General features: G+C 65.4%; 9 protein-coding genes and 1 pseudogene. 5 read left to right on the forward strand and 5 right to left on the reverse strand.

Annotated elements, in window-relative coordinates; all coding sequences use genetic code 11:
- The first annotated feature begins 63 nt into the window (after positions 1-63).
- The 4 genes from AC32QD_RS08295 to AC32QD_RS08310 all read left to right on the forward strand — a co-directional run bounded on the left by AC32QD_RS08295 (position 64) and on the right by AC32QD_RS08310 (position 5,023).
- Positions 64-942: a branched-chain amino acid ABC transporter permease gene (locus tag AC32QD_RS08295; protein ID WP_492010021.1), complete on the forward strand. Its 879-nt coding sequence runs from the start codon at positions 64-66 to the stop codon at positions 940-942.
- Positions 943-989: 47 nt separating this feature from the next.
- Complete coding sequence (locus AC32QD_RS08300; RefSeq protein ID WP_492010022.1) at positions 990-2,789, forward strand: branched-chain amino acid ABC transporter ATP-binding protein/permease; 1,800 nt, start codon at positions 990-992, stop codon at positions 2,787-2,789.
- Entirely contained in the window at positions 2,786-3,484 is a 699-nt protein-coding gene (locus tag AC32QD_RS08305) for an ABC transporter ATP-binding protein (protein WP_492010023.1), read from the forward strand. Before AC32QD_RS08300 ends, AC32QD_RS08305 begins: the two co-directional genes overlap by 4 nt.
- A 336-nt stretch (positions 3,485-3,820) precedes the next feature.
- Positions 3,821-5,023: an MFS transporter gene (locus AC32QD_RS08310; protein WP_492010024.1), complete on the forward strand. Its 1,203-nt coding sequence runs from the start codon at positions 3,821-3,823 to the stop codon at positions 5,021-5,023.
- A 344-nt stretch (positions 5,024-5,367) separates the two neighbouring features.
- On the opposite strand, the gene AC32QD_RS08315 is transcribed toward AC32QD_RS08310, so the two are convergent.
- The 4 genes from AC32QD_RS08315 to AC32QD_RS08330 form a co-directional block, all read right to left on the reverse strand.
- On the reverse strand, positions 5,368-6,339 hold the full coding sequence (locus AC32QD_RS08315; protein ID WP_492010025.1) for a LysR substrate-binding domain-containing protein: 972 nt from the start codon (positions 6,337-6,339) through the stop codon (positions 5,368-5,370).
- 27 nt (positions 6,340-6,366) lie between these two features.
- Positions 6,367-7,707 (reverse strand): NAD(P)/FAD-dependent oxidoreductase, encoded by a 1,341-nt coding sequence (locus AC32QD_RS08320; RefSeq protein WP_492010026.1) that lies wholly within the window; start codon positions 7,705-7,707, stop codon positions 6,367-6,369.
- Between the two features lie 22 nt (positions 7,708-7,729).
- Complete coding sequence (locus tag AC32QD_RS08325; protein WP_492010027.1) at positions 7,730-8,668, reverse strand: dihydrodipicolinate synthase family protein; 939 nt, start codon at positions 8,666-8,668, stop codon at positions 7,730-7,732.
- A 692-nt stretch (positions 8,669-9,360) separates the two neighbouring features.
- Positions 9,361-10,308 carry a class I SAM-dependent methyltransferase gene (locus tag AC32QD_RS08330; protein WP_492010028.1) on the reverse strand — a complete coding sequence of 316 codons (948 nt, stop codon included), beginning with the start codon at positions 10,306-10,308 and terminating at the stop codon, positions 9,361-9,363.
- Positions 10,309-10,790: 482 nt separating this feature from the next.
- Here AC32QD_RS08330 and AC32QD_RS08335 point away from each other — a divergent pair, with 482 nt between their 5' ends.
- Positions 10,791-11,660, forward strand: a complete 870-nt coding sequence (locus tag AC32QD_RS08335; protein WP_492010029.1) for a glycosyltransferase — start codon at positions 10,791-10,793, stop codon at positions 11,658-11,660.
- 182 nt (positions 11,661-11,842) lie between these two features.
- On the opposite strand, the pseudogene AC32QD_RS08340 reads toward AC32QD_RS08335, so the two are convergent.
- Positions 11,843-12,013: pseudogene (locus AC32QD_RS08340) on the reverse strand (IS630 family transposase); the annotation flags it as partial.

A 12,013-nucleotide genomic window follows, 5' to 3' on the forward strand; every position in this document is an offset into this window, starting at 1 on the left:
TCCGACCCCGCAAGGACGCCGGCCTGGCTGCTTCGCAGCCACGCCGGCCGTTCCTGAGCGCCGATGCCCTCGCTGGCGCAGTTCCTGTCGCAGGCCTTCAACGGCCTGGCGCTGGGGGCGTTGCTCGCCCTGATCTCGAGCGGGCTGACGATCATCCTGGGCACGCTGGGGATCCTGAACTTCGCGCATGGCGCGATGTTCATGGTCGGTGCCTATGCCGGCTATGTAGCCCTGACGGCGACGAATTCCTTCGTCGCCGCCATCGCGCTGGGCGTGGTGGCGATGCTCGTCCTGGGCGTGGTTCTCGAGCGCGGGCTGATCCGGCTCTACTACGACCGGCCGCACGAGGATCAGATCCTGGTGACCTTCGGCATCGCCATCATGCTGGTCGAGGCGGTGCGCTACGGCTTCGGCAGCATCAGCCAGCGCGTTCCGACGCCGGACTGGGGCAATGGCGTGGTGAATTTCGGCGGCCTGTTCTTCTACCCGCTCTACCGGGTCGAGGTGATCGGGATGGTGGTGGTGCTGCTCGCCGCCTTCTACACCATGCTCTACCGCACCCGGATCGGACTGGTGGTGCGCGCCGGCATCGAGGACTCGGCAATGGTCGGGCTGCTCGGCATCAATGTGCAGCGCGTGTTCATGCTGGTGTTCGTCCTCGGCGCCGTGGCGGCGGGCGTCGCCGGGGTGATCTACGCGCCACTCTCGGCCGTGATCCCCGACATGGGAGAACCCTTCCTCGTTGAGTGCTTCGTCGTCGTGGTGATCGGCGGGCTCGGCTCGTTCCCGGGCGCCATCGTCGGCGGGCTCCTGGTCGGCGAGATCCTGAGCCTGACCACGCTCTACGACCCGGCCTATGCCCAGGTGGCGATCTATGTGGTGATGACGCTCGTGCTGGTGGTGCGGCCGCGCGGTCTCTTCGGCAGCGAGGGGCGGATATGAGCACGGGGCGCGCTGCCCGGTCCCCTCTGCGTCGCTGGGCCCCGGAGTTGCTGGTTCTCGCGGCGCTGGTGCTCGTGCCGGTCGCGCTCGGCTCGGTCGGCGGCTCGGTCGACGTGCTGGCGCGCATCCTGATCTGGGGCCTGCTCGGGCTCGGCTTTGACCTCTTGTTCGGCTACACGGGGCTGCTGTCCTTCGGGCAGGCGGCGTTCTACGGCACAGGCGGATTCGTCGCGGCCTGGCTCTTGACTTCGAACACGATCGGCAGCGTCTGGCTGGCGATGCTGATCGGCACCGTGGTCGCCATGGGCTACAGCCTGATCGTGGGCTTCCTGGCGCTGCGCCAGGTGGGCATCTACTTCGCCATGATCACGCTGGCCTTCGGCCAACTCTCCTATTTCCTCGAGAACTCGCCGCTGTCGGAGTGGACCGGCGGCGAGAACGGGCTGCCGGGCGTGCCGGCGCCGAGCCTCGGCTTCGCCGGCCATACCATCGAGATCGGCGGCGTCGACTCGCTCTACGCCCTGATCGCGGCGCTGTTCTTCGTCGGCTACGTGATCGCCAGGCGGGTGGTCTGCTCGCCGGTCGGCGCGGTGCTGACCGCGATCCGCGACAACGCCATGCGCACGGCGGCGCTGGGGCACCACGTCCCCGGCTACAAGCTGGCGGTCTTCGTGCTGGCCGCCGGCTATGCCGGGCTCGCGGGCACGCTGCTGGGGATCTACCAAAGCTACATGCCGCCCGCGGCGTTCGAGCTCGCGACCTCGGGCCAGCTGGTGATCCAGACGGTGATCGGGGGCGCGGGCACGCTGCTCGGCCCCGCGGTGGGGGCGGCGATCTGGCTCTACCTGCGCGACGGCCTGCAGCAGATCCCGGCCGTCGCCCCCTTGTGGAAATTCATCCTGGGCGCCGTGTTCGTCATCCTGGTCACGGTGCTGCGCAGGGGAATCGCCGGCGAGATCCGGGCGGCATGGGGGCACCTGTTCGCGCGGCCCGGCGCCACTGCGACGCCGGAGCCTGCCGAGAGAAGCGAACGGCGCACGGCGACCGTTTCACCCCAGCCGGCCGCGTCGCGTGCGCCGGCGCCGGAGCGCGGCACCGTCCTCGAGACGCGGGGCATCAGTCGCTACTATGCCGGCGTGCATGCCGTCGAGGACATCTCGATCGCCATTCAGGACGGTGCGCTGCACGCGATCATCGGCCCCAACGGCGCCGGCAAGTCGACGCTGCTCAGGCCTCTCGCGGGCGAGGAGGTGCCCAGTTCGGGCCACGTCCTGCTGCACGGCCAGGACGTGACCGGGGCGAATGTGACCGAGCGGTGCCACCGCGGCGTCGCCAAGAGCTACCAGATCAACCAGCTGTTCCCGCGGCTGACCGTGCGCCAGAACCTGCGCATCGGCGTGTTCGGACGCGCGCGCGGCCGCCTGCGCTTCGACGTGCTGCGGGCCGCGGACGGGATCGCCGAGGTGGAGCGGCGGGTGGACGAGCTATTGGACCATCTTGGCCTCGCCGGGCGCGCCGACGCGCTGGTGAGCGCGCTGGCCTATGGCGAGAAGCGGCGGCTCGAGGTCGGGCTCGCGCTGGCCTGCCGGCCCTCGGTGCTGTTGCTCGACGAGCCGCTGGCCGGGCTCAGCCCCGAGGAGCGGCGCGACGTGCGCGAGCTGATCCGCAGCCTGCACGAGGGCTGCACCATCGTGCTGGTGGAGCATGACATGGACGCGGTGTTCGAGCTCGCCGAGCGTATCACCGTGCTGCACAACGGCCAGTTCCTGACCGAGGGCACGGCCGAGGAGATCCAGGCCGAGCGGGCGGTCCAGGAAGCCTATCTGGGGGGGATGCACGTCTCATGAGCCTGCTGGAGGTCGAGCGCATCAACAGCTTCTACGGCGACTCGCACGTACTGTTCGACGTGTCCTTCGCGGTGGACGAGCACGAGGTGGTCGCGCTGCTGGGCCGCAACGGGGCCGGCAAGAGCACGACGCTGAACACCGTCGCCGGCATGATGCATCCCCAAAGCGGCGAAATCCGCCTGGACGGGCGCCCGTTGCAGCGGCTGACGAGCTACGAGATCGCGCGGCTCGGGCTCCAGCTGGTGCCGGAGGAGCGGCGCATCTTCGGTGGCCTGACGGTCGAGGAGAACCTGCGCCTGGCCGCGTTGTCGGCGGACTCGCCGTGGGCGCTGGACAGGATTTGGGAGATGTTTCCGCGCCTGGCCGAGCGGCGCCGCTCGCAAGGGCGCACGCTCTCGGGCGGCGAGCAGCAGATGCTGGCGATCGCGCGCGCCCTGGTGCGCGACGCCCGCATCATCCTGCTCGACGAGCCCTTCGAGGGCCTGGCGCCGGTCATCGTCGAGAACCTGTTCCAGGTCTGCCGCGATCTCGTCGAGCTCGGCCGCACGCTGGTGATCGTGGAGCAGAACGTGCACGCGGCGCTTGATCTGGCGCATCGCACCTATGTGCTGAACAACGGGCACATGGTGTTCGAGGGCACGCCCGACGCGCTGCGCAGCGACACCGAGCTGATGCACAGCTATCTCGGCGTGTGATGCGCTCCGCCGCAATCGCGAGGCTTTCCGGTGGCGCGCGCAGTCCGCCGCGGTGTCGGCACCAGCGTCGCAGGTCCTGTTTGCAGGGGGATTCACAGGGTATTCGAGCGTTCGCGCGGCGCCGGCCGCCGCCTCGGTCGCCCCGGCCAGCCGACCGCGCGGCCTTGATGGCACACGCCTTGGGCCTATCGTAGCCCTGGAGATCAAGGAGTGCGACAATTCGCGGCGCGTGGAATGGGTCCATACCCGCCTTCCTCGTAGATACCCTTCGGTGTTACGTGAAGCGCGGCGGTGGGCTTGCCGTCATGTTCTGGAGTTCCGCCCGAGCGAGGGATCATGCGCCGTCAAAAGAACCAGACCAGCCTCACCCGGAGCGAATTCCGCTCCACTGCAGCCATTGCAGCGATCTACATGACGCGGCTTATGGGGCTGTTCATGATCTATCCGGTGTTCGCGCATTTCGCCGGGGGTCTGTCGGGCGCCACGCCGACCACGATCGGCCTCGCCCTCGGGGCCTACGGGTTGACGCAAGGTCTGCTGCAGATCCCGTTCGGCCTGCTCTCCGACCGGCTGGGCCGCCGAGCCATGGTGGTCGGCGGGCTTGCTGTCTTGTGCCTCGGCAGCATCATTGCCGCGCTGTCTCATTCGATCTGGGGCGTGCTCGTCGGCCGCGCGCTGCAAGGCGCGGGCGCCATCGGGTCGGTGCTGCTGGCCTCGGTCGCCGATGTCACCCGGTCGGAGACACGGACCCGGGCCATGGCCATCGTCGGCGTCTCGATCGGGTTCTCGTTCATGGTGGCGGTCGTTCTCGGGCCGCTGATCGCGACTTTTGCCGGCCTGTCGGGCATCTTCTGGCTCACTGCCGTTCTGGCGCTGGCCGGCATCGCCGTCGCCTCCGCCGTCATCCCGACGCGCGAGGTCCACGAGGCCGGAATCGGGATTGCCCGCGCCAGCCTGCGCCAGCTCGTGACCGAACGGCGCCTGCTGGACCTGGATTTCGCCATCTTCACCCTGCATGCGACGATGACCGCTCTGTTCCTGGCGGTTCCCACGATCCTGTTGCGCACGCTGAATCTCGGGGGCGGTTCGTCCTGGGTGCTCTATCTGCCGGTCCTGGTCGCGGCAGCGATCCTCATGGTGCCCTTTGTCATCGTGGCCGAGAAGAACGGACGTATGAGCGAGATCCGCCTCCTGTGCATCGGACTGATCGTGCTCAGCGAGTTCATCCTGCTGCTTTTGGGCGGCAACGAGATCGCGATCGTCGCCGCCCTCGTGATCTACTTCACCGCCTTCACGACGCTCGAGGCGCTCTTGCCCTCGGCCCTGACCAAGGCCGCGCCGGCGTCGGCCAAGGGGACCGCCTCGGGTCTCTATTCCAGCTCGCAGTTCATCGGAATCTTCTTTGGCGGCACGATCGGCGGTCTGGCCATGGAACACGGCGGAACGGCCATGGTGCTGGTCTTCGTGCTTGCCCTGACGATGATCTGGGGCGCCACGCAGGCGATGGGAGGCCACCGGCCCGAAAACCAGCATAGCTGATCGCCGGACAGTCGGCCGCCAGCGGCCCATCTGTGAACTGGCGCCCGACGGCGAGCCCAGATCGGACTGCTCACGGTGGCCGGCAGGGTCCGCCAATCGGTATGTCACATGGGAGCATGACCGGGCGCGTCAAGCCGCGTTGGGGCCGGAAATCTTGCGTGATTAGGCTTGGCTTCGAAGCGCGGCTGAACCGAATCGACAAAAAAGCTCGCGCGTGCGCTTGGTGTCACAAGTGCCCAAAACGCGGGGACCCTTCCTGGGATCTTGCTATCGCATTTGATGCTTACCCACCCCGTCCATCGGAGCCGCCCTCTCGAACCGTCCGAGTTGTTCCAATATCGGATCTATTCTTCCCGCACGGATTTCCCCGCGTCGGCGGGCGCCTTGCCCAGCGACGCCAGCAAATGCTCGACGAAGCGCGCCACCGGTGGTCTTGCGAGCGAAGTCGACTGGCACTTCAGGAAATTACCGCGTCCCGCTGTCACGGACGAAGCATGCGCCTTGACGAGGCGCCCGTCTTCGAGATGGCGCTGCACCATGTGCAGCCAACCCAGCATCACCCCTTCGCCCGCCAGGGTGGCGTCCGTCAGCACCGACACCTTGTTGCTGGTCAGGCTCGATCGCCCCTTCGCCCAAACCGCGCCCTGGGCATGGAACCATTCCTCCCAGCCCAGCGGGTGCCAGTCGATGGCCGAGGCGGTCCAGTGGTGCTCGTGCAGGTGCAGGAGGTTTGCCCGGTTGAGGCTTTCCGCATCACCAAACGGGCCGTGGGCTTCCAGGTAGGCGGGACTGCAAACCGGCTGCGCGATTTCCTTGAACAGGAAATGCAGCGTCTCGCCAACCTCGCAGCGCTCGTTGCCGCACAGGAGCGCCAGGTCCACATCGGCGTAGTTGCGCAGCGTATCGTCCTCGTCCGAGGCGAGAATCACGAAGCCGACCTCCGGGAAACTGGCCCGGAAGCTGTCGGCCAGGGGCTTCAGCCAATAGCTCGCCATGCCGTCGGTCGCCGAGATTGTCACCATCTGCGGAGCGGCGTCAGGTCGCAGCAGCGAGACAGCCGCACTGATCGTGTCGAGACCGGAGGACACGGCGGCGAGCAAGGTCGCACCGTCCCGGGTCAGCTCCAGCGCATTGTGTTTGCGGATGAAGAGCGGCGTCTCCAGCGCGCGTTCCAGCAGCCTGATCTGCTGGCTGACCGCGCCTTGGGTGATGTTCAGCTCGCGGGCGGCGAGGGTGAAGCTCAGATGCTTGGCGGCCACCTCGAAGGTCGCGAACGACCCAAGCGACGGGAGGTATCTGCGCTTGACCGGTGACATCGGCTGATCCTGTCGCTGAGCCCCCGATCATTCGAGCCGGGCCCGCCACTCCCTCCAGCGAAGATATGCGTTCGCGCCAATTGTGTCGAACGGATGCGGCGGCAGGCGCGAGGGCTCGCCCTCGGCCAGGAAGAAGTCGGTCACGGCGCTGGTCCGGCCGCAAGCCAGCTCGGCCGCGCCGATCCCGGTCAGCGTGCCCCGGGCCGTGCCGAGCCCGTTCTGGACGCAAGCCGCGAACAGCCCTGGTTCCAGCTCGCGCATGACCGAGACGGCATTCTGGCTCAGGCAGAGGTGGCCAGACCAAGCATATTCGAACGCCAAGCCGGCGAGTAGCGGAAAGCGGGCATCGAACTTCGCGCGCATCCGCCGCGTGAGCCGCGCCATCTCGCGCGTCGAGGTCGCCATGCCGGGGCGGTAATAGGCGCCCTGGCGGACGATGATCCGCTTGCCGCCCTGGGCGGTCGAGATTCGGCGTACCGTCGTGCCCATCGGGTCGGAGGGGGTGATGCCCCAGCACTCCCGCCCGCCGAGGCGGTCGAGTGCCTCCGAATCCAGTTCGCCGGTCATGCAGGCGCCGAGCAGGATGTGCATCAGACGCCCGCGCTTGAAACCGAAGCTCTCGAGATGACCGTTGTTCGCGAGGATAACCCGCGTCGCCTCGATCTGCCCGCCATCGGTCATCAGGCGCCAGCCCTGGGCCGTGTCGTCGAAGCGGCGCACCGGCGAGTTCTCGAAGATCCTCGCGCCTGCGCCCTCGAGCCCCCGCGCCAGGCCACGCACATAGCCCGCTGGTTGGAGCATGGCCGTGCCGGGAGTGAAGAGACCGCCGGTATAATAGCCGCTGCCAGTGATCTCCTGCATCGCCCGCGCGTCCAGCAGTTCATGGGGCTCGCCGAGGGCGCGCAGATGCGCGGCATAGCTCGTGTTGGCGCTCAGCCCGACCTCGGTGGCCGCGCCGTTGATCTTGCCGGTGCGCCGGAAATAGCCCTCGGGGATGCCATAGTCGCGCACCGCCTCGCCGGCGAAATCGATGGCGCCGCGGTTGAGCCGGGTCAGCACCTGGTCGCGCCCTTCGCCGGCTCCGGCATAGTCCGACGAGGTCAGCTCGTGCGGCAGATCGATCATGAAGCCCGAGTTCCGCCCCGCGGCCCCCTCGGCGATCCGTCCCGCATCGATCACGATCACCGAGAGGGCGGGGTCGATCTGCAACAGCCGCCGCGCAGCCGAGAGCCCGGCGAAGCCCGCGCCGACGATGGCGACATCGCAGCCGGTCTCGCCGGCCAACGCGGCCCGCTCAGGCGCAGACGGCAGGATCGCCTCCCAGCCCGAGCGGCCGGTGTGGACCGGCGCCCGCTTTACCTCGCGCATGTTTATCGCTCCCGGCCCGCGGTCAGCCGGCGCGCCTGGCGTCCTCCGCCTCCCGGCGGATCGTCTCCAGCGCATCGTTCAGCGTACGGATCACGCCTTCCAGCTCGGCCTTCTCCGCCTCATCGAGGCCCTGCAGCGGCGGGCGCAGCGGACCGGCGCGCAGGCCAGTGGTCTCGACGCCGTGCTTGATGCACTGGATGAACTTGCCGCCCTGCTCGAGAACGCGCATCAGCGGCATCATCGCCGACATGATCCGGCGACCCGTGGCGAAGTCGCCCCGCAGGACGCAGGTCTCGTAGAGGAATATATGGGCCTCGGGCAGGAAGTTGGACCCGGCGCAAATCCAGCTGCGGGCGCCCCAGGCGAAGAACTCCAGCGCCTGGTCGTCCATGCCGCAGCTCATCTGGATCTGCGGGTAGTCATGGGCCAAGAGGTGCAGCCGGTTGATGTCGCCCGAGCTCTCCTTGATGCCGATGACGTTGCGCGACTGCCCCACCAGGTCGAGGAATTCGCGCCCCATCGAGACGCCCATGCGGCCGGGGTAGTTGTACAGGATCACCGGCAGGTCCGCGGCGCGGTCGATGGCGAGCGCGTTCAGCGCGTTCTCGCGCTCGGTCGGCACCGAATAGGGCGGCGTGCCCAGCAGTAGCCCGTCCGCCCCCATCTCCCTGGCGCCCTCGGCCAGCGCGATCGAGTCCGGCGTGCGCATGGCGCCGGTGCCGATGAAGACCGGCACCCGGCCCTTGGCACGCTCCACCAGAAAGCGGGCAGCGTGCAGTCGCTCCTCGACCGTTTGCGCATAGCTCTCGCCGGTGGACCCACCGGAGATCAAGCCGTGGACCCCGGCGCCGATCAGGCGCTCGGCCAGCTCGGCCAGGGCGTCGAGCTCGAAGCTGCCATCGCCGTTCATCGGCGTGATGACGGGGGTATAGATGCCTTCCAAAGTGAGCCGGACAGCCATGATTTGCCTCCCTTCGCATTGCTGCGCTGGCCCGCCCCGCCATCAGGCAGGACCGGGCACGACCACTGGGCCGAACGGCTACAGCGGTAATGCGGGAAGGCGTCGCGCCGCAAACGAGAATGTTGTGCGGTCTGGCATTAGTTGAGCTAATGCCAGACCAATTCCTTTCTGTACGACGCACCCGCCGCGAATGAGGACCGTTGGAGAGGACCGTTGGAGAGGTCCTGGCAGAACAGCCCTGAATGGAACTGGCGCACGCGGCGTTACGGAAGGCGCCAAATGTCCCCGTCTTTGGTGTCAGCCGGAGATTCAGCCGCTTAGGCTATTGTCATCGTCGCGTGAGCGCCCGGTATTGCCCCAGCCCGACCAGCTGCGCCCGCTCCCAACCCGGTCCGGATCGCACCATACCGAGAACAGGAGCAACTGATAGCTGAGGACAGCCCGGGGAGCAGATCACGGCGCCTGAAATTCACCTCCAATCGAACCGGAGTAACTCATTGACTGGAAGCCATTCTTCAACTCGATGACCGGGTTGCGAATGGCACCGGAGCTGACCGCGCTGGAAGGCCGAAAAAGAAGAAAAACAATGCATTTCCATGATTTCGGCCGGGGTTCCCGTTGGGCGCCGTTTGACGAATGATCGCATCAATGACTGGTCTCTCCAATCGCTTTCACTGTGGGCCTTCCGCATCTCAGTTCGCCGCCGCAGCGGCGGGCGGCACGCGGGCCGAGGCAATCATCATTTCCTTGCCGAGATGTTGCGCGGCGGTCAGCCGCGCCCAGTGCTTGTTCGCGCGTGCGCGCAGGCCGAACAGAGGATAGGGCCTGTCCTCCTCGTCTTGGCGCACCGTCTCCAAGCGGAATTCGCGACCGCCCACCCGCCGGCCAGAGAGGCGGTAAGCAGCTGCCCTGGCGAGCAGTTCCCAGGGGGTGAATGACAGCGTACGCTCAACCGTGAGCCCCGCCTTCTCAAGAAGGAGAGGCAGCGTGTGCGAGTCAAATAGACTGATATGTTCATGGGGAATCCATTTCGGAAAGGCACTTCCCATCGCCTGCACCGGCCAGGACCGAAAATTGTCAGTTCCGATCACCACGATGCCACCTGGGCGGGCACGGCGGGCGATCTCGCGCACGAACTCGAGGGGGTGGAGGATATGCTCGACCACCTCCAAAGCGAGGACGATATCGAAAGAGGCTGGTTCGACTTCGTCCAGTGACTCGTGGACAGTCGCCCCGAGGACCCGGCGGGCATAGTCCGCCTCGTGGTTAGACAGCTCGACGCCGACCGGGTCAGGCCAGCCTCTGGACCTCAGCGCGGCGAGGAGGAAGCCGTAGCCGCATCCGACGTCCAGCGCGCGGGCCGGCGCGTCGGCAAGGCCGAGTCGCTCCAGAACGCACATATTGACGCCGGCATTGACGGTTTGGCCTTGTCGGTGGCGGGGTGTGCCGTAGCCGCTCTCATAGAATGCCGCAATCTCCGCGGAGCTCAGTGTCTCCGCCACTTGGCGAAAATGGCATCGCGAACATTCAGTGTAGGTGAAGCGGTCGATGACTTGAAAAACCGTCGTCTCGTTGGAGCCGCATAGGCGGCACAGCCGGTCCGTCTTCGGAACGTTTCTCCCGTCCGGAACCATTGTCATGGGCCTCCTCGTTCGTACAATCCGTCCGCCGGCCTTCCTGACCGGCGCCGACCTGTGCAGCCACTCTTATGCAACACTGTGGGGAGCGTTTGAAGAAGGCGGGCGCGGCCGGGGCCCTTCCATGGGTCGGACCACGACCGGTGGGCTCAGTCGAGCGAGTGTTTCCGCCGCCAAGGGGTGTTCAGCCGGGGAAGCTGTGAGACCGGACGGCGTTGTATCGGCCGAAACCGGCGGATCGGCAAGGACTTCGAAGCGACCATTGCCGCCGCCGAAGCGCTCGTCTGCGCAGCCTCCGTCATGCTGCTGATCCGATGCCTGGCCCGTGCAGCAGGAATTTCGGGTCGGACTCCAAACTTTCGCCCACGAACTCAAAACCCTGAGCGCCAGCAGCCGATATCTACGCGTTTACAACAACTTGACAAAATTGCTGTGATATTTCATGATTAGTTGCATCCATAAGTTCCGGAACAAAGAGCCAAAATATGACGCCCTTCCTCTCCATTGTGACGATCTCTTTTAATCAGGGGCAGTATTTGCGCCAGTGCGTCGAATCTGTCCTGGAAAACAAGCCGAAAGATGTTGAATATATCGTGGTCGATGCAGGTTCCAAAGACTCCAGTCGCGAAATCTTGGAGAGGTATCGCTCCGATATCGACCGGTTGATACTCGAGCCAGACAATGGGCCTGCTGATGGGCTCAATAAGGGGTTCGCTCACGCGCACGGACGCTATGGTTATTTTATCAATGCAGACGATTTTCTGCTGCCGCGTGCCATTGAAAAATTACGTTGCCTTTGGGAAAAGTGCGCGGATGTAGACGTTATTTTTTGTGGAGCCTGGATGGTTAATAGCCTTGGTCGTCCCTTGCGTGAGATGGTCCCGACGAAGGTAACGCGTGAGACCTTGTTGGAGCGCAGCGCTATCACTGTTCAGCAAGGGACGAGTTTCAGACTCGCTAAGTTTCACCGTGTTGGCGGTTTTAACGAGTCAAATCACACTTGTTGGGACGCCGAATTGATTTTCGATCTCGTACGTGCCGGCGCTCAAACAAAAGTGTTCCATGAAAGAATTGGTGCTTTTCGTTTGCATTCTGATAGCATTACATCACAAATAAACGATATCGGATGGCGAAATCGATATCAAACAGAGCGGGTCAAGGCGCTTTCAAAACTCGATCCAAATCGCAAATATAGTTCCGCATTCTTTGGAGAAATAGCTCCGCGTTTTTATAGATACATTCGAAATCCGCGTACTTTCTACGTCAGACTCCATGATCTTTTAATTCCAGGAGCAGTAGAGCGCCGATGGCGCCTGGACATGGCTTCTCCTATATCTGGGAACAGTCGGTTTTAGTTTCGCGTAGTTTCCCAAGTGGACACAGGTCTACCAATCTGAGCCGTACAGAAGGATCTTTGATTGCAATTTAATTTCAAACCGATCCGCTTGGCCATTGCGCACATCTGTCCCACACACCCAGCGCGGCCGGGCCATCCTCGCGTTCAGCCCGCTCGGCACACTGCTCGAACCGATGGCGCGCGCCTCACCGTCGATGAAGACGAGGCGCTCGGGGTCGAGATCGGGCTGGGCCTCGAACCAGGCCAGCCGCGCCGCGCTCACATCCGCGCGCTCCTGTTCGCTCGCATGGCCGCTCTTTTTTTCACAGTGATGCCGCGGCGGTCGAAAAACCGCCAGAGCGTGCCGATCCC

The sequence above is a fragment of the Thermohalobaculum sp. genome (assembly GCF_058622915.1).